18 protein-coding genes are annotated in these 18,794 nt (G+C 40.0%); 12 read left to right on the forward strand and 6 right to left on the reverse strand.

Translation table 11 applies throughout. The features are described from left to right. Window positions 1-4 precede the first annotated feature (4 nt). A complete protein-coding gene (locus OQX61_RS14135) occupies window positions 5-2,797 on the forward strand; it encodes a sugar-binding domain-containing protein (RefSeq protein ID WP_265842397.1) in 2,793 nt (930 codons plus the stop codon). A 300-nt stretch (window positions 2,798-3,097) separates the two neighbouring features. Here the strand turns inward: OQX61_RS14135 and OQX61_RS14140 are convergent, their stop codons facing one another. Further along, window positions 3,098-4,036 (reverse strand): AraC family transcriptional regulator, encoded by a 939-nt coding sequence (locus tag OQX61_RS14140; RefSeq protein ID WP_265842398.1) that lies wholly within the window; start codon window positions 4,034-4,036, stop codon window positions 3,098-3,100. Between the two features lie 49 nt (window positions 4,037-4,085). Here OQX61_RS14140 and OQX61_RS14145 point away from each other — a divergent pair, with 49 nt between their 5' ends. Then, the gene (locus tag OQX61_RS14145; RefSeq protein WP_265842399.1) at window positions 4,086-5,066 is read left to right on the forward strand and encodes a phytanoyl-CoA dioxygenase family protein; all 981 of its coding nucleotides are present in this window, start codon (window positions 4,086-4,088) and stop codon (window positions 5,064-5,066) included. Between the two features lie 74 nt (window positions 5,067-5,140). On the opposite strand, the gene OQX61_RS14150 is transcribed toward OQX61_RS14145, so the two are convergent. Continuing rightward, complete coding sequence (locus OQX61_RS14150) at window positions 5,141-5,788, reverse strand: phosphoribosyltransferase family protein (protein WP_265842400.1); 648 nt, start codon at window positions 5,786-5,788, stop codon at window positions 5,141-5,143. A 354-nt stretch (window positions 5,789-6,142) separates the two neighbouring features. On the opposite strand from OQX61_RS14150, the gene OQX61_RS14155 reads away from it, so the two are divergent. The 3 genes from OQX61_RS14155 to OQX61_RS14165 all read left to right on the forward strand — a co-directional run bounded on the left by OQX61_RS14155 (window position 6,143) and on the right by OQX61_RS14165 (window position 8,034). Continuing rightward, window positions 6,143-6,571 carry an Hsp20/alpha crystallin family protein gene (locus OQX61_RS14155; protein WP_265842401.1) on the forward strand — a complete coding sequence of 143 codons (429 nt, stop codon included), beginning with the start codon at window positions 6,143-6,145 and terminating at the stop codon, window positions 6,569-6,571. A gap of 161 nt (window positions 6,572-6,732) precedes the next feature. Then, window positions 6,733-7,560 carry a universal stress protein gene (locus tag OQX61_RS14160; protein ID WP_265842402.1) on the forward strand — a complete coding sequence of 276 codons (828 nt, stop codon included), beginning with the start codon at window positions 6,733-6,735 and terminating at the stop codon, window positions 7,558-7,560. A 57-nt stretch (window positions 7,561-7,617) separates the two neighbouring features. Next, window positions 7,618-8,034: a hypothetical protein gene (locus tag OQX61_RS14165; RefSeq protein WP_265842403.1), complete on the forward strand. Its 417-nt coding sequence runs from the start codon at window positions 7,618-7,620 to the stop codon at window positions 8,032-8,034. On the opposite strand, the gene OQX61_RS14170 is transcribed toward OQX61_RS14165, so the two are convergent. The 4 genes from OQX61_RS14170 to OQX61_RS14185 all read right to left on the reverse strand — a co-directional run bounded on the left by OQX61_RS14170 (window position 8,023) and on the right by OQX61_RS14185 (window position 11,716). Beyond that, the gene (locus OQX61_RS14170; protein ID WP_265842404.1) at window positions 8,023-8,703 is read right to left on the reverse strand and encodes a BON domain-containing protein; all 681 of its coding nucleotides are present in this window, start codon (window positions 8,701-8,703) and stop codon (window positions 8,023-8,025) included. The two genes, OQX61_RS14165 and OQX61_RS14170, sit on opposite strands and share 12 nt — an antisense overlap. Window positions 8,704-8,770: 67 nt before the next feature. Beyond that, window positions 8,771-9,931: a glycoside hydrolase 100 family protein gene (locus OQX61_RS14175; protein ID WP_265842405.1), complete on the reverse strand. Its 1,161-nt coding sequence runs from the start codon at window positions 9,929-9,931 to the stop codon at window positions 8,771-8,773. 10 nt (window positions 9,932-9,941) lie between these two features. Next, window positions 9,942-11,084, reverse strand: a complete 1,143-nt coding sequence (locus OQX61_RS14180) for a glycosyltransferase family 4 protein (RefSeq protein WP_265842406.1) — start codon at window positions 11,082-11,084, stop codon at window positions 9,942-9,944. Further along, window positions 11,081-11,716, reverse strand: a complete 636-nt coding sequence (locus OQX61_RS14185) for a PIG-L family deacetylase (RefSeq protein WP_265842407.1) — start codon at window positions 11,714-11,716, stop codon at window positions 11,081-11,083. Before OQX61_RS14185 ends, OQX61_RS14180 begins: the two co-directional genes overlap by 4 nt. 322 nt (window positions 11,717-12,038) lie before the next feature. On the opposite strand from OQX61_RS14185, the gene OQX61_RS14190 reads away from it, so the two are divergent. From OQX61_RS14190 to OQX61_RS14220, 7 genes are all read left to right on the forward strand, one after another. Then, window positions 12,039-13,301, forward strand: a complete 1,263-nt coding sequence (locus OQX61_RS14190; protein WP_265842408.1) for a TolC family protein — start codon at window positions 12,039-12,041, stop codon at window positions 13,299-13,301. Window positions 13,302-13,323: 22 nt separating this feature from the next. Then, complete coding sequence (locus OQX61_RS14195; RefSeq protein ID WP_265842409.1) at window positions 13,324-14,271, forward strand: HlyD family efflux transporter periplasmic adaptor subunit; 948 nt, start codon at window positions 13,324-13,326, stop codon at window positions 14,269-14,271. Beyond that, window positions 14,268-15,188, forward strand: a complete 921-nt coding sequence (locus tag OQX61_RS14200) for an ABC transporter ATP-binding protein (RefSeq protein ID WP_265842410.1) — start codon at window positions 14,268-14,270, stop codon at window positions 15,186-15,188. The genes OQX61_RS14195 and OQX61_RS14200 overlap by 4 nt, the downstream gene beginning before the upstream one ends. 1 nt (window position 15,189) lies before the next feature. After that, window positions 15,190-15,933, forward strand: a complete 744-nt coding sequence (locus tag OQX61_RS14205) for an ABC transporter ATP-binding protein (protein WP_265842411.1) — start codon at window positions 15,190-15,192, stop codon at window positions 15,931-15,933. Continuing rightward, entirely contained in the window at window positions 15,930-17,033 is a 1,104-nt protein-coding gene (locus tag OQX61_RS14210) for an ABC transporter permease (RefSeq protein ID WP_265842412.1), read from the forward strand. The genes OQX61_RS14205 and OQX61_RS14210 overlap by 4 nt, the downstream gene beginning before the upstream one ends. Next, window positions 17,030-18,151: an ABC transporter permease gene (locus OQX61_RS14215; protein WP_265842413.1), complete on the forward strand. Its 1,122-nt coding sequence runs from the start codon at window positions 17,030-17,032 to the stop codon at window positions 18,149-18,151. The genes OQX61_RS14210 and OQX61_RS14215 overlap by 4 nt, the downstream gene beginning before the upstream one ends. Window positions 18,152-18,275: 124 nt before the next feature. Beyond that, a complete protein-coding gene (locus OQX61_RS14220; protein WP_265842414.1) occupies window positions 18,276-18,794 on the forward strand; it encodes a DUF892 family protein in 519 nt (172 codons plus the stop codon).

The raw sequence follows: 18,794 nt of genomic DNA on the forward strand, positions 1-18,794 counted from the left end.
TAAAATGAGTAAATGGTTGTTTACATGCCTTTTTCAACTTACCCTAATCTTAGGTGTATCAGGGCAGGAAAAAAATAAAACTATAATTGGCGAAGACAGAATAAATCTGGCTGGAGTATGGTCATTTCGCATGGATTCTTTGAACATCGGGGAGCAAGAGAAATGGTATAATAAATCTGCTCAGTTTTTTAATCAGAAAATTAAATTGCCTGGAACTACTGACGATGCAGGTTTGGGTAATCCCTTACAGTTGAAGCCTGAGCTTAAACGGAATGTGATGCTCCATTTGTCGCGTAAATTTTCTTACATAGGCATAGCCTGGTATCAAAAGGAGGTAGTTATCCCGGCTACCTGGAGTAGTAAACAGATCTCGCTTTTGTTAGAAAGGGTTATCTGGCAAACCGATGTATGGGTTGACGGAAAGAAAGTGAATGCTCAGGGTGAAAGCCTGAGTGCAGCACATCACTTTGATTTGTCACCATTTTTAAAACCAGGGAGGCATATTCTGACTATAAAGATCGATAACAGTAAAAAACTAGATATTGGCGATGGTCATGCCTACTCAGCAGAAACACAGATTATTTGGAACGGGATCATTGGTAAAGTGCAGCTTATTGCCAGACCGGATGTTTATCTTAAAAATATAAAGGTTTTTCCGGAGGAAAATTTGAAGCGAATTAAAGTTGTTAGCAGCATTGAGAATAAATCTGGCAAAAACTTTAAATCTACCCTTAGTTTAGTAGCTAAAAATGGAAAGGTAACCTTAGCAAAAACGAATGTTTCATTATTGCTGAAACCTGGAGAAAACACGATGGTAAGTTATATAGCTTATGATGGTCCAATCAAAGAGTGGGATGAATTTAATCCTTCGCTATATAGCCTGGATGCTTCGGTAAAATCGACCAACCTGATACATACGACAACGGCCTCCTTTGCTTTCCGGACTTTGAGTAGCGATGGCGCAAGATTGCTTATAAATAATAAGCCTTTATTTTTAAGAGGAACCTTAGAGTGCAATATCTTTCCATTAACGGGATATCCGCCGATGGAGAAAAGTGAATGGAAAAAGGTCTTTGGGAAGGTAAAAGCATATGGCTTAAACCATCTTCGTTTTCATAGCTGGTGCCCACCGGAGGCTGCTTTTGATGCAGCTGATGAAATGGGTTTATACCTGCAGGTAGAACTACCGGCCTGGTCCCTTAAAATAGGAAAAGATAAACTGGCTGATGACTTTTTTGACAGAGAAGCCTATCGGATAATCGAGGATTATGGTAACCATCCGTCTTTTTGCTTTATGAGTATGGGTAATGAGATGCAGGGAGATATGAACTGGCTGAGTGATGAAGTCATTAAACTAAAATCTCTGGATAAGAGAAGGATGTATACCACAACCTCCTATACTTTTGAGCAGGGATTTGGCGATTGGCCAGTTCCGGCTGATGATTTTTTTATTACACAGCGATCTAAAAAAGGATGGGTTAGGGGACAAGGCGTTTTCGATGTTGAAACTCCCTCTTTTAACAAAGATTACGCAAAATCAGTTGTTGGTTTGCCTGTTCCACTAATCACTCATGAGATAGGGCAATATGCTGTATATCCGAACATCAATGAAATTTCCAAATATACCGGGGTACTCAGTCCCACAAACTTTATCGCTGTAAAAGATAATCTGGTTAAGAAAAATATGATTTCTCTTGCTGATGATTTTACAAATGCCAGTGGAAAACTAGCGGTATTACTTTACAAAGAAGAGATTGAAAGAGCTTTGAAAACCAAGGGTATTAGTGGATTTCAATTATTGGATTTACATGATTTTCCGGGACAGGGAACTGCATTAGTTGGAATACTGGATGCATTTTGGGATAGTAAAGGTTTAATAAAACCAGAAAATTTCAGGGAATTCTGCGCTCCGGTAGTACCCCTGATTAGATTTGAAAAAGCAAGCTATACCAATAGTGAAACATTTAAAGCTGAAATTGAAGTAGCCAACTTTGGTGCTGTCCCCTTAACAAATGCCAATGTAATCTGGCAAATTACAGGGGATGATAAGGCTGTAATTGTATCGGGCAAAGCGAGTGTTATAAACATCAATTTAGGTAATGGTATTGCTGCAGGTAACATTAACGCCGCTTTAACCAATGTAAATAGGGCACAGAAGTTAACGGTAAGTGTAAGTATTGAAAATACAGCCTACAAAAACAGTTGGAATATTTGGGTTTATCCTGATAAACCAGAGCAAGTAGTTGAAAATGTAGTTTTTACAACAAGTTACAGTGAAGCACTTATGGCATTGAACCAAGGGAAAAAGGTCCTGTTAAATCCTGCTAAAGAAAAGATTAATGGCGTGGAGGGGAAATTTGTACAGGTTTTTTGGAGTCCTGTTCATTTTCCAAATCAACCGGGCACCATGGGGTTATTGGTAGATCCAAAACATCCTGCTTTTGAAAATTTCCCTACCGATAACCATACGGATTGGCAGTGGTGGGATCTTTGTAAAAAATCAACTACGTTGGAGCTGGATAGTATTGGCTTGCTACCATCGGCTATTGTACTAAGAAATATAGATAATTTTTTTAAAAATAGAAATATGGCCAGCATTGTCGAGGCAAAGGTAGCCGGAGGTAAATTGTTGCTGTGTACAATGGATATTCATACAGATATTGCCAATAGGCCAGTGGCGAAGCAGTTAAAATATAGCTTGTTGCAATACATGCAGGGGCATAATTTTAACCCGGCCACAGTACTGGATAAGAGTAGTTTCCAAAAGTTAGAAAAGAAACCGAAATCTAAACATTAGGTTTTATTAGCATAAATTAAAGTATTAACAAAAATCCCGGTCGTCAAAACGACCGGGATTTTAAAATATGAGAGGGGCTTCTCTGCTTTAACTATTGGCCAGAGTAGCAGGATTAAAAAAAGCAAGTAATTGGCAGAACTACTGAGCTATGGTTGACAGAGAAAGGGGGAGAGGTTGTTATGACACTGTAAAATTGTAATCCTTATGGGAATCTTACCTGGAAATTGGCTGAAAACCCTGAAATGGATGATGAGCGGGCAAATGGAAGTTTATGTCTGTTTAAAATCTTCCAATGAAAAATTAATTTACCCCTAAAAACTGCTTTTTAAATTGAAGTGGTCCATAACCAGTCATTTTTTTAAAAAGCTTATTAAAATATGATAAACTCTGAAATCCTACATTGTAGCAAGTCTCCGATACATTTATATCCTGAAGAAGCATGGTCTTTGCCTGGTTGATCCGATATTGATTGACAAAATCAGTAAAAGTCATATTGGTTTGCTTTTTGAAATAGCGGCAAAAGGCAGCAGTACTTAATCCAATTTTATCAGCCACTATATTCACATTGGTAGGCTCATGGTAATGCTTGTGAATATGATCATAAATGTTACCCATGCGGAGCTTATCATTTAAGAACAGTTTCACACTAGTGTCGATTTCATTTAATTGAATATACTCTTCACTTAATGCAAGTAGGTTAAAGATTTCAAACAATTTAATCAACCGGTCATAATTATTCAGCCCCTGTAAGTCCTTTAGCAAGATTGCGGCCTGCTTTTTTGTTTCGCCTTTAAATGCGATACCAAAAGCGGCTCTTTTGAACAGTTGTTGTATTGGTGTAAACTCCGGAGTATTTAGCAGCGTTTCTTTTTCAAAATTATCTCTCAGCTGGATTACAATTTGCTGGTAATCGGTCATCAACCCGTAATCAAAATTAAGGTGGGGAATGTTTGATCCGATCATCACCAGGTCGCTCTCCATAAAACTGGATACATGCTGACCTACATGCCGGATACCGGTCAATCCTTCGATATAGATCAATTCTAATTCAGGGTGGTAATGCCAGTAAAAATAGTTTCTTAAGCTGGGATTAAACACCCGGAATGAGCTCCCTGGTTCAATTGTTATTTCCTCTTTCTGAATCTTCATTTCATCTCTATAAACAAGTATAACGGAATGAATCTGTGTGTAATTGTCAATATAGAGCAAAAACTCATCAATTAAGAGAATAGTTGCCATAAGATTAGCCTGCACCTTTGTTAGATCAAGCTAATAAAATAATAAACATATGGAAAGAGCAACTATGGCACCAGCCACCGGAGAAAATAAAGCGCATAAAGAAATCCCGGGGAACCCCTCAACAGCGACCAGCAGCAAGATTAAATTAAGTGACCGCAGTAATGGTAAGCCATTAAAGGTCCTTTCAGAAGATGACTGGAGATTTTGGATTGAAAACGGATATGTTATCATCAAAGGGGCTATTCCACGTGATCAGGCAGCCAAAACGGCTGCATTCCTTTGGGATTATGAAGGCAAAGATCCCAATGACAAGGAAAGCTGGTACACAGCAGCATTAGAAATGAAAATGAAAGAATTGAACAATACGGGGATGGTAGAAGTTTACAATCATCAGTTGTTATGGGAGAACCGTCAATACACCAGAGTTCATGATGCATTTAGTGATATATGGGGAACGGATAAACTTTGGGTAACTATTGACCGTGCTAATCTGAATTTTCCAATCCGTCCCGGTCATGATTATAAAGGTTTTATTCACTGGGACTATGACCCTGAAACCAAACCACAGAATGTTCAGGGGGTTTTGGCTTTAGCTGATCAGACTGACGAAAATATGGGAGGTTTCCAGTGTATTCCAGAACTGTTCCGTACTTATGATAACTGGAAGTTGACGCAACCGGATGATAGAGATCGCTTTAAACCCGATACAGCCGGTTTTACTCCGACTAAAGTAAAGCTGGAAGCAGGCGACCTTCTGATCTTTAATAGTACGCAGCCACATGGAATCCGGGTTAATAACAGTACTGACAAAGTTCGCATAGCCCAGTATATATCAATGATGCCAGCGGATGAAGAAAACGAGGATATCCGCCAATGGAGAATCTCATCATGGCAAGAAAGAAAAGCTCCGGAAGGTTATGCTTTCCCTGGTGACCCGTTGAAGAGAGAACAACAGCAGCCCATTGCAAAACTTTCAGCTTTGGGAAAAAAATTGCTGGGATTGGACAAATGGTCAGATCCAATATCTTAACAAAAACTGGTTATTTAAAAGCGCAGGAGACCCTGTGGCTGTAATAGGTGAAAGTCTGTTACAGCCACAAATAATCAACAACCCAACTGTTTATTATGCAGCGCTTTTCGTAATTTGTCCAGGTAACATATCACTTCTTTATCACTGACCTCATTGAAATTTTCGTAAAAAGCGCCTACACTGGAAAATGCTTCCGGGATTAATATCGTTACAACTTCATCTACCTCTTTGGCTAATTTTTCGACAGCCTCTTTAGACGATACCGGAACACCAATAATAATTTTATCGGGCCGTCCATTACGTAACAGTTTTAACGTTCCCAATATGGTATTGCCGGTTGCCATTCCGTCATCAATGATAATAACTGTTTTGCCTGCTATATTTTCAGGAGTCTTGTCTCCCATGAATTTTTTATACATTTCTTTAAGCCGCGTACGGATAACAAGCAGTTCTCCTTCAATATACTTTTCTGAAACATCCTTATGAGGTACAACAAAATAATCCGAAAGGTTTGCAGCACCAATCGCATATTCTTTGTACATGGGATGTCCAATCTTCTTGGTTAAGATCACCTCTATGGGAAAACCAAGTTCTATGGCAACGAAATAGGCTAAGGGAATACCGCCCCTTGGGACAGCCAGGACAACACCGCGATCGCTCCGGTATTTTTTGAGTTTGGTGGCCAGTAGTTTGCCGGCCTCTGTTCTATCTTGAAACATCATGCATGTGATTTTAAACCTTCAGCGCTGTTATTCAGGACTTTCATAATTGGTAGTTCAGGAACTTAAAACTAATAATTGTGGATAGATTTTAGGGTGTTGATTGTCATTTTTTTGAGTGATATTGAATACAGTCTGGATGCTGTAATGCACCCTGATTTAAACTGTAGAAGCTCCGGGATAAGCTGTAAATCATAGCAGTGATGAGTATCATGCACTAGTTTGATCATTGTCATGTCAAAACTCCCTTGAGCTACCTAAATTAGTACTTAATAAAACCAATTGATACCATCTGAAAATGATGTTTATCTATCACCTGGTTTATAATTTCAACGTTTAACTTAAACTCTAATAATTATGGCAAATCTAGCGAAATCAAGTAATTTTCCATCATTGCGTTCAGCAATGGAAGATTTTTTCAATACCGATTTTTTTAACAAACCGTTTATGTCTACTGAATTTCTTCCAGCGGTTAATATCCGCGATGAAGCGGATAGTTATGAACTCGAAATGTCTGCTCCCGGCTTTAAAAAGGAAGACTTTAAAATTACTTCAGAAGATGGCTTGCTGACTATTAGTGCCGAAACCAGCTCTGAACATAAGGAGGAAAAAAAGAATTACACCAGAAAAGAGTTTTCCAGTTCTTCTTTTTCCCGTAGTTTTAGTCTTCCGGATAATGTTGAAGAAGATGATGTGAAGGCAATTTATAAAGATGGATTGTTGAAACTTAGCCTTAAAAAAACGTTTAAAGCCCTGCACAATAAAAAGGAGATTAGTATTGAGTAGCGGGTAAATGAAAATGCCGGAATAACCTGCCTGCATTTTCATTTAAAAAAACTTCCGACACGCCTATCTACAATGCCTTTTAAGCTTCCTCAAAATTGATTTGTATCTATGATTAAGGTATTGGTATCAGTAATTTTAAGGTGTAAATCAATTAAAGAAAAATGAAAACTATTCTGATTCCTACAGATTTCTCGGTACCCGAACAAAATGCAGCTTACTATGCTTTGCACCTTGCTAAGGTTTTAGAAGCCAATTTAACGCTATGTCATGCATTCACTGTTCCTTCAGAAGTTACTGTTCCACAATTGGGCTGGCCTTTATATGAGTATGCTACGATGAAAGAGTCGACTATAAAGCAATTAGCTTTATTTGCAGATAAGCTTAAAACACGGTTTCGAAACGACCCTGATACAAAGTCCGCTCCGCTACCCGTTATATCTTGTGAAAGTGAGGTGGGTACGGTTTCAGATATGATACATAAATTAGTCCGGGATCCCGCGGAAAACATGATTGTAAGTAACCATTTAATCAATCATGTTCAAGTACCAATTCTGCTTATTCCTGCTGAAACAAAATTCGGTTCTATAAAAAGGATTGCATTTGCGACGGATTTTAATAATAAAGATATAGCGGTAATCCGGGCGCTTACTAGCTTCGCAGCAAGGTACGATGCAGACTTAGTGATTACTAACGTCAAAGATGAATGGGTAAATGAGGAGGAACACCGTCAAAAAGAGCATTTGTTTCTGGATAAATTGATCGTTGAAATTAATTATCCAAAATTCTATATGAGGCATATCACGGAAATAGATATTGACGAAGGACTTCAGCTTTTGAGCTCTGAGTATAAGATTGATCTGGTGGTGATGGTCCATAAAAAAATGGCTATGCTTGACCGTTTATTGGTTGGCAGTCATACCCGGGCTTTGGCAAAACACATTAAAATTCCACTACTGGTAATCCCTGAAAATTTACATCCTGATTTTTAGCCTCACAATATCATTTCAACCTGAAGTGCTATGACAACTCTGGTAAAACCTAAACTGATGAAATCACTGACTAGACTACCGGCAAAGGCTTTAGAGTATTATATAAATGCAAGGCGATGGAAAACTCACCTGGATTTTTTTAATATGGAAGTCGTTTTTCTGAACCGCATTATGGAAGAGCACTTTTTACAGCTGGCAGGTGATAACCATAAAAAAAAAATAACCCCACTGGGTAGTAAATTGTCCGTACTAATGAATGAAAAATACCATGTAGATGGATTATTGGATCAACAGCTAAAAAAACTGGAACTGCTTGCAGAAGGTTTACTGAGGGAAAGTCCGGAAGAGCTGGCAGGAAAGCAGGCTCATTTAGAATACCATATCATAGACCTGATTCATGAATACCGGGAAGTAAAGCGGGAATTGTATACTATTGTGGAAGTCGTATTAAATGAGCGGAAGTTATTGGTTTGATGCGCCTTTATGCACTGGCTCTTCAACCTCAATCCTGTTCTCAACCTTCAATACACCAGGAGCCGACCAGGCAGCATCTTCCGCATCTTCTTTTTCTGAAAAGGAACGAACTTTGCCCTGTAAAATCACCTTATTATCCGCGATAGTTACCTCGATCGCTTTTGAGTCTAAATTTGCACTACGCCGAAAGGCTGAAGTAATCTTCTGCTTTATTTCTGAAGAATTTATGAGGGGTTTTACCTGGATTAAATTCACCACCATACGTACCCCGGATAGGTATTCTATTGACTTCTTAATGTTCTTGCGCTGAAAATCCCACTCTACTTCCCCCTCAAGCCTTACAATCCCACCTTCTACATTGATTTTAATTTTATCTTCCTGTATCAAACTGTTCCACTTTAGCACATTCAGAATAGCAGCAGCAATATCTGCATCTGTTTTCTGCAGGGAGGTAGATAGGATCACCTGAATCTCTTCTGCAACAGCTTTGACACCTGAAACCCGCTTAGTTGCTCTTTCTGCAGCCATTTTCTTAACATAGGAATCTACCTCGCCGGAAAGTGTTACGATACCGTTTTTCATAGCAACACCGATTTCAGACGCATCCAATAAAGGTTCCCATTTCAGTTCGTCCATAACATCTTTTTGAATTTTTGCATCTTTCTTCATTGTGTTTTAATATTAGAATTTATGAATCATTATTTAGATAAGAAAACTAAGCATCCGATGACTTTGGTCATTCGGAAAAAAATGGGCTCGTGTTCTTTTCTACACAATCAACAGCATACAGGTAAAGCGCTGCTGACCATGTTTGCCAATCCTGGCCCATTGGCTGTCCATTCTGAGCTTTATACCATTCGTTGAAGCCATATTTTAATTCTTTATTTCTTGAGATGGTGATCAGATCTGTGAGTGTGTAAAGTTTCTCTTTTGCCAGCTTATATTTCCCGGCTGTCACGAGGGCTGCGATATGAAGGGCTGAAATAAAAGGCCAGATTCCGCCATTGTGGTAATCTCCGGGCATGTTAAACATAGCATATCGTGTTTTCCAATCTACATCACCAGGCAATATAAAAGGAAAGAAGTTCGGGGCCAGATCAATAGCTAATTCCCCTTTTATTTTCATTTGTTCGCATGTTGTTTCGATCCAGTCTACCATATGCTTAGCCCTGGTCGCGGAAGCTAGTCCTGATACGATGGCAAGACTATTTCCCAGGAGATCAAATCTTTCGCTGCTATAAATTTTGTAGGACCAAAGTGCGTAGTAAGGTTGCGTTTTTACCACCATTCCCTCATGAAGATGATGGGGGTTAGCACTGGCAGTAATTGTAAAATGTTGCATAGCTTTCTTCAGGAGTTCTGCCCGTTTATGATCATTTAAAATCCGCAGGTAACTGTATACGATTGTATTAACGTATAGCCCAAAACCCAGTACCCATTGTTCATCCCGCCAATCACTGGTAGGTTGCTGCGCGACGAGGTATTCATCTGAAGGACTTTGGTATTCCATCCAGGTCAGTGCTTTTTGAACGGCTACCTCCAGAAAGGTATCGTCTCCGGTAAATTTCCTGAACATCCCTGCAGCTAACAAAAATAACGGCGTGGTGTCACTTGCACCAAGATTCTCCGGATCGTGTACCATAGAGGGAATGTGCCCTTTTTTTGATTGGTTAAGGGACAGTACTTCAAGTGTTCTTTTAACCGAAGCAATCAATTGATTATTGCCGGAAACCAGCAGGCCGGGTACTGATAACATTAAGTCTCTGGTATAAGGCTCCGGATATCCCCAGGCTGCGGTACGCGGAAGCCCCTGGAACGGTCCGTGTACATTATGAAGGAGTACTTCTAGTGCTCCCTGTCTTGCATTTTCTATAGCTTGCCAGTTTTTGGTTTTCATGAGATCTCTGTTAAGATATATCTAGTCTTTCACCTACAATTTGTATAAACTTTGCTGCAACCGCCCGATAGTCAAAATGTGCGATGACTCTTTTGCGTCCTGCATCTCCCATCTGCTTCCGCAGTTCCGGGGAAGTCATCAAGCGAGTCAGACTGTATTGAATGTCGTTAATATTAGCCCTGTAGTCAACAGTTCTGGGTTCATCAAAAATTATCCGGTGATTATCCTCATATCCGGACTCCTGTCCCAGATTAACTTCATTAAGAACAATCCTTTGCGCTACATTGGCCAGAAATGCGGTTTGTTCATGTATTAAAGTATCAAGCATACCCATCGCATTGATGCCAATTACAGGTTTGCCACATGCCCCTGCTTCCACCTGAGGCATGCCAAATCCCTCCAGACGTGATGGTGCGGCATAAATATCACAGGCGCCAATAAGATAGGGGATGAATTGTCTGGAAATTATACAGGTGTGAAAAGATACATTTTGGCTGATACCCAATTGTTCGGATAATTTTTTGTCAGCATTGTTTTGAATAGCCGTTCGGGGTTGTGGCCATACCTTGCAAACGTATTTCCATGGGGGTAATTCCTGCCCGGCAGCAGCCAGGGCATGCATCACTTCCCGGCCACCTTTAGACGCTGCATCTCCACCTATGGTTAGAATCATGAGTTGTTCCGGACTCACGTTTAAAGCAGCCCTGACGGCAAGTATTTTTGGGTCGTTTTTTGGGTATGGTTTAAAAGTATCGGTATCACAACCCACCGGAAGAACTTCGATGTTATCTCCTTTAATACCATCGCGGACATACATTTCTTTTACCCAGTTTGAGGTAACGAGGATAAGGGGGAGCTTGTTTAGCACAGCTTGATAGTTGCCGATGTAACCATCAGCCACCAGCCAGGGTATCGCTTTTATACCGGATTTTTGGGGATGCAATACCAACTGGGGGGTATGTCCCCAATAACCTGTTCCGACAACTATATCTGGTTTGAACCACTTGTAATACCATTCTTTTTCCAAAGTTGACTCCAGATGTACCGCATGGGCATCAATGCCATTGGCAAGTAGACCTTTATAAAGTAAATCTCCTTGCGTAGCCAATCCTCCAGGTGATGGTGGATAATCATATAATACCAGTACTTTCATAATATGGAATTGTTTTTAAGCCAGTTAATGGCTGCCTCTTTTTTGGTAAATCTCCAGAATGCTTCTGAAGTCGGAACTGTTTTTGCCTCCCAGCTGTTCTGATTAAAACCGTAAATCTCTGTCATGATGTTATATTTTTGTTGCCAGAGATTAGCAGGCAGCACATAATAGCGGTTTGCCTGGCTTAGTGCTCTGGGGAAATACATTCTGTTTCCATCCTCATAAGCAAAAATTAAGAGTTCTTTACACCTTAGTTTATCTTCCAGCCACAAGTTCATCACTGCTTTCCCCACTTCTTCATGTCGCAGATGCCGGGTGTATTCCCCTAATGGATTATGCGTTATAATCAGATCGTAAGTGCTGGCGGGGAGCAGCTTAAATACCAGATCGGATATGTGCTTTATAGGCTGAGGACTCTGCATGGGTTCATCATCGAGATCTTCCATGATACCTTCAGCATTGAAAATGGCAAGTGCCTTTTTAAATTTTGCAGCCCTGTCAGGATCATTTTTCCGACATAAACATAAGATAAATGATTCCCAGTCCGGGTGAGCTAATAAAGTTCCTCCGACCCAAAGGGTTTCATCATCAGGATGCGCAACAATGACTGCAACTTTTTTTCTATTCTCCATGTTTCTGAAGCAAATTCCATAAGAAGATTACCTGGTAAAGTTCTTACTAAATTCAAGAATTTGAGGTGATTATGGTCATTAAAGGTCGTGATGACGGTCATGCTTAGCGAGCATGAAGATTGTAGCTGTGCTTTTGCTGTTGCTTGATGAAGGTCATCAATTACCGTGTCGGATGTCACGTTTAATAAAAAAAGTTTATCCGAATTTTAGATGAAATAATTACAGTGATATCCCTGAAGAAATTGAAAATAACAGCTCTATTGTGAATAGCATGGAAATATCAATAAGGATAATTTGGGAATTTATAAAATTCGTTGTCATTATGATCCTGATGCTGTTGATATCGGGATCCTCGTCTCATGGCCAACAGCTGCCAGTTTTAACTATTGAGGAAGCATATAAACTCGCCCGAAGCAACTACCCGCTAACGAAACAACGGGATCTGATTACAAAAACGGCTCAGCTGACCATTGCAAATGCAGCTAAAGGTTATTTGCCAGTCCTGGTTATGAACGGACAGGCAACTTATCAGTCTACGGTAACTAATTTTCCTTTTATAATTCCTATACCCGGCTTTAGCCTGCCGAAGTATAGCAAAGACCAATACAAGCTGTATTTTGAAGTAGATCAGGTGATTTACGATAGGGGGATGATCAAAAATCAGCAACAGGTAGCTAAAACCACAGCAGCTGTTCAGGAGCAGAGCCTGGAGGTTGAACTGTACCAATTGTATAGCAAGGTGAACGATTTGTTTTTCGGTGTGCTACTGATTGATGAACAATTGAAACAAAATGGTCTTTTACTAAGTGATGTTCATCATGCAATAGATAAGACAAAGGCACTTATAGCTAATGGAGTCGCTTATAGAAGCAGTATAGATGAACTTGAGGCCCAATTTCTTCAGACTGGGCAAGATAGTATATCGCTGATGGCTAACAGAAAGGCTTATGTTGCAATGCTTTCCCTGTTTATTAACCGTTCGCTGGATGAGCAAACAATTTTTGAAAGACCAATACCGCCGGTTTTGGAAAATGGGGTCAGTCGCCCTGAACTATTGTTATACGACTATCAGAAGAAGGTGTATGAGGATCAACATAGACTGTTAAACCTGCAATTGTTGCCAAAGCTAGGCCTTTTTGCACAGGGAGGTTATGGGCGTCCCGGATTAAATATGCTGAGTAATGGGTTTTCCTGGTATTATTCAGGAGGTTTAAAACTTACCTGGAATTTTGGTAGCCTGTATACCCATAAGAATCAGTTGGATTTACTACAGGTCGGGAATGAGATGATTGATTCCAGGGCTGAGACCTTTTTGTTCAATAATGGTATAGCACAAGCGCAACAAAAGACAGTAATTGCCAGATATCGGGAGTTACTGGAAACTGATGACCAGATTGTTGCTTTGAGGTTATCGGTGAAAAATTCGGCCAATGCCAAATTACAGAATGGAGTGCTTAGTACACACGACTATATTACCTTAATAAATGCTGAAAATGAAGCACGTCAGAACAGGGTTTTACATGAAACCCTATTGTTACAGGCCTTGTTTAATTATAAGAATATCACTGGTAATGCAAAAAAGTAATGATTAAATCCAGGTACTCACCATGAAAAATATAATGTATCTATCTCTTACTTTCCTGGCGCTATTTGCCTGCTGTAATTTTCAGGAGAAATTATCCGATGCATCCGGAACATTTGAAGCTGATGAAGTTATTGTAGCTGCAGAGATTCCCGGAAAAATTATTGACTTGCCTATTCAGGAAGGGGACATTCTCAAAAAAGACAGTGTTGTTGGTCGGATTGATCCTGTTCCTTTACAATTGGAAAAGGCTCAGGTTGAAGCATCTATTGGCGCATTGCAGAAAAAGACGATGAATGTTGAACCCCAGGTTCAACTGTTAAAGGACCAGGCAGATGTGCTTAAAATTCAGCTTGCAAATGCTTACTATGAGCTTCGCCGGACGGAGAACCTTGTAAAGGCGGATGCGGCAACTACAAAGCAACTGGATGATATCAATATGCAGATCTATATTTTAAAACAGCAAATTGCTGTTAATGACCAGCAGATCAAAGTCCAGAAAACAGTAACAGGAACACAAAACAGGACTATCCTCAGTGAATATAAACCCTTATCTCAATCTGTAGCCCGGATAAACAATCAGCTGAAAAGGAGCATTATTGTGAATCCCGTTCAAGGCACCGTATTGACTAAATATGCAATGGCCGGGGAGGTCACCTCAACAGGTAAGGCATTGTATAGAATAGCAGATCTTTCTGTGATTACTTTACGGGCCTATATTACCGGAACGCAGCTGGCACAGGTTAAAATTAATCAGCAGGTAACGGTTTTAGTCGACAGTACCGCGGATAGCTACAGGAAATATAACGGTGTGATCAGTATGATTTCAGATAAAGCGGAATTTACACCAAAAACTATTCAGACAAAAGAGGAACGGGCGAATTTGGTTTATGCCATTAAGGTCAGGGTTAAAAATGATGGGTTTCTGAAAATTGGTATGTATGGGGAACTGAAATTTAATAAAGGCTCATGAAGGCAATTGTAGTCGAAAATATCATTAAGCGGTATAAAGCACAAAAGGTGGAAGTAACAGCTTTGGATGGCATTTCGTTATCCGTAGATCAGGGGGAGATTTTTGGGATCATCGGACCCGATGGTGCCGGGAAAACTTCTTTGTTTCGAATTTTGACGACGTTACTCCTTGCAGACAGTGGATACGCAACAGTAGATGGTTTTGATGTTGTTAAAGACTATAAAAAAATCCGCAGGAAGGTTGGTTACATGCCCGGAAGATTTTCACTTTATCCGGATTTAACTGTTCAGGAAAACCTCGAATTTTTTGCCGCCATTTTCAATACCACGATTAAAGAAAATTATGAGCTGATTAAAGAGATTTACAGTCAGATTGAGCCTTTTAAGGACCGCAGGGCAGGTCAGTTGTCTGGTGGGATGAAGCAGAAACTAGCGCTGAGCTGTGCGCTCATCCATAAACCATCAGTCTTATTTTTAGATGAGCCAACTACAGGAGTGGATGCCGTGTCGCGTAAAGAGTTTTGGGAAATGCTACACCGGTTAAAAGTTCAGGGGATAACCATACTTGTGTCTACAGCGTATATGGATGAGGCTACGCTTTGTGATCGGGTTGGCTTGATACAGAAAGGTATTTTACTGTCCGTGAATACGCCTAAGGGAGTTATTTCAGCGTTTAGAAGTTCTTTATGGGCAATCCGGGCAAATGAAATGTATGCTTTAATGGAAACAATCAAGGCAGATCCGGCTGTGAAGAGCTGTTACCCTTTTGGACAGTACCACCATGTAACCTTTAATAAAAAAGAACAGATTGAGGAGCATTTGAACAGGATAGTTAAAAATGGAAGTTTTACCGGTGTGGAAATGTTTCCGATCCAGGCCAATATTGAGGACTGTTTTATGGCGCTTATGAGCAATTGAAATGGAAACAGAAAAAGTGATTCGTGTACAAGAGCTGACTAAGAAATTTGGTGATTTTACAGCTGTGGATAGCATTAGTTTTGAGGTAACAAAGGGAGAAATCTTTGGTTTTCTCGGGGCAAATGGTGCCGGTAAAACAACGGCGATACGAATGCTATGCGGCTTGTCGCTCCCAACATCCGGGATAGCTTCCGTTGCTGGTTTTGATGTGTACAAACAGAATGAGTCTATCAAAAAGAACATCGGTTATATGAGCCAGAAATTCTCCCTGTATGAAGACCTTACCGTAGTTGAAAATATCAGCTTTTATGCCGGTATTTATGGTCTCAATGATAATCAGATCAGGGAGAAAACGGGTTTGTTGCTGGCTCAATTGCAGCTTGAAGGAGAAAGGAAAAGCCTGGTTCGTTCATTGCCATTGGGCTGGAAGCAGAAACTGGCCTTTTCAATTGCTATTGTACATGACCCGGCAATTGTTTTTCTGGATGAGCCAACCGGGGGTGTTGATCCGATCACCAGACGGGAATTCTGGAGTATGATTTATGCGGCTTCTGCCAGAGGAATTACAGTTTTTGTGACCACCCATTACATGGATGAGGCGGAGTATTGCAATCGCGTTTCCATTATGGTGGATGGGAGGATAGAAGCGCTCGATTCTCCACAGAACCTGATGAGCAATTTTGAAGGTCGTTCAATGGACGATGTATTTCTGCGGTTGGCAAGAAAGGCACAAAGGACATCATGAAACAATTCAGGATTTTTGTAAAGAAGGAGTGGCTGCATATCTGGCGGGACAAAAGAACACTGTTCATCCTGATCTGGATGCCTGTCATACAAATTCTCTTGTACGGATTTGCATTGACCAATGAAGTTAAAAACTCAAATATGGTTGTTTTTGACCAGGCTAAAGATGAGGCTTCAAGAAGTATTGCGGAGAAAATTTCATCAAGCCGTTATTTTAGCCTTTATAAAAATATAAACTCCTGGAAAGAGATTGAAGCAACTTTTCGCCAGGGCAAGATCAGGCTGGCGGTAGTCTTTCCCCGGAATTTCAGATACGATCTTTTACATGGCAATCATGCTCAGATACAGTTGATTGCTGATTCTTCCGATCCTAATACCGCCAATATGCTCAGCAATTATGCGGCGGTTATCATCAATGATTACCAGGAGGCCATCAATGAAAATCAAAAACTGCCATATACTATAAAAGTTCAGGTTCGTATGCGCTATAATCCGGAGTTAAAAGGCGCTTACAATTTTGTACCGGGAGTGATGGCATTGGTGCTGATGTTAGTCTGTACCATGATGACGGCCATCGCTATTGTAAAAGAAAAGGAGATTGGAACGATGGAGGTGATTTTGGTATCTCCTTTAAAACCTTTCAGGATAATCATCGCCAAGACCATTCCTTACCTGGTGGTTTCCATGCTGAATATCATCAGTATTTTGTTAATTAGTGTTTATGCACTGGATGTACCTATTGCCGGTAGTTTATGGTTATTGATGGCTGAAAGTATTTTATTTACCATCACTTCTTTATCAGTAGGGATCCTGATCTCAAATACAGCAAAAACACAGCAAACAGCGATGTTTACGGCAATGATGAGTTTGTTTCTCCCAACATTATTGTTTAGTGGTTTTCTGTTTCCTGTCGAAAATATGCCCCTTCCTTTACAGCTGATTGCGAACGTTGTGCCCTCCAGATGGTATTTTATTATTGTAAAGGATGTGATGATAAAAGGGCTCGGTTTTGCCGCCGTCTGGAAAGAAACCCTCATCCTTATCGGGATGACTACCACTTTATTGGGGATTAGTATTTATAAATTTAAAATCAGGTTATGAGAACCTTAAAATTTCTGCTAAGAAAGGAATTGTTGCAAATATTCCGCGATCCCGCAATCTTTAAAATTTTGTTCATAATGCCTATGGTTCAGTTGTTGATTCTTCCGCTTGCAGCAGATTATGAGGTTAAAAATATTAACCTTGGCGTGGTGGATCATGACCGTTCCGCTTATTCCCGGAAGATGGTAGATAAGATCATATCTTCAGGTTATTTCAGGCTAAGGGATTACAGTTCAACTTATGCACAAGGGCTCAAGGCCATTGAGCAGGATAAAACGGATTTGCTGCTTGAAATCCCGACACAGTTTGAACGTAGGCTTATCAAAGAAAATGAATCTGAAATATTGATTTCGGTAAATGCAATAAATGGTGTTAAAGCAGGTTTAGGCGCTGCCTATATTCAGGGGATATTGCAGGATTACAATATGGAAATTCGGATGCAATGGATACAGGACTTAAGATTCAACAGAATACCTGTTATACAGGTAGTCCCTGCCAACTGGTACAACCCTAATATGAATTACCGGATGTTTATGGTGCCTGGCATATTGGTGATGCTGGTGACCATGATAGGGTCTTCATTTGCTTCAAATAATATTGTGCGGGAAAAGGAAATGGGCACTATTGAGCAGATCAATGTAAGTCCGATAAAGAAAGCTCAGTTCATCGTTGGAAAGCTTGTTCCTTTCTGGATACTGGCAATAACTGTTTTAACAATGGGCTTAATACTGGCCCGGCTGGTGTATGGAATTATACCCCTTGGACATTATGTGACCATCTATATTTTTGCTACAGTTTATCTGGTTGCCATATTGGGTTTAGGGCTGTTGCTGTCTACTTATGCTCAAACCCAGCAACAATCCATGTTGGTTTCTTTTTTCATCACTATGATTTTTAACCTGCTCAGTGGCTTGTATACCCCAATAGAAAGTATGCCGGCATGGGCCCAAATGATTACATGGTTTAATCCGGTATCCTACTTTATTGAAGTGATGCGTATGGTCATGCTAAAAGGTAGCGGGCTTGCTGATATCAGATATCATATTTTTGCGATGATTGGCTTCGCATTATTTTTTAATGGATGGGCAATTCTGAACTATAGAAAAAGATCCGGGTAGTTCTATTTATGTTAGTGATGAACATCATTCGTTAATTTGATAGCTGTCAAGGGTCTGATACCAGGTAACCATTATCTTTATGCTGAAAGAGGGTTGAAATTCTATTCGCATAAACTGAAAGATCATGGAAACAAATACCATTAATACACTTCATAATTTAATAGATTATGACATCAGCAAATTTATAAGTGCCGAGGTTGAATTAAAAAGTAGTCTGGAAAAATGGCTGAATCAGGCTGGTTCGTTACAACTAAAGGCAGTATTGCAAAAATATCTTGATTTCGTTAATCAGCACATTAGAGGGATTGAAGCGTTTATAGATAAAGAGCAAATCGGAACAATGGCTGTAAATAATCCAATTATGCTGGCCTTTATCAAGGATACGGATGAATGTCTTTCTTACTGCACCAATGCAGACATAAAAGATGCATGTTTGCTGGCATGCATTCAGGGAATTAATCATTATAAAATATCCACCTATGGTACAGCTGCCGCATTTGCAGGTTTACTGGAATTAGAAATGGATGCAACCATATTTCATGAAGCCGAAATTAATGAAAAGCACATTGATGATCGCTTGTCTCAACTGGCAAAGTATGAAATCAATTCCAAAGCGAAATCAACGCTGGCATTTCCAAAATAA

The organism is Pedobacter sp. PLR, assembly GCF_026239675.1.
GTDB lineage: Bacteria > Bacteroidota > Bacteroidia > Sphingobacteriales > Sphingobacteriaceae > Pedobacter.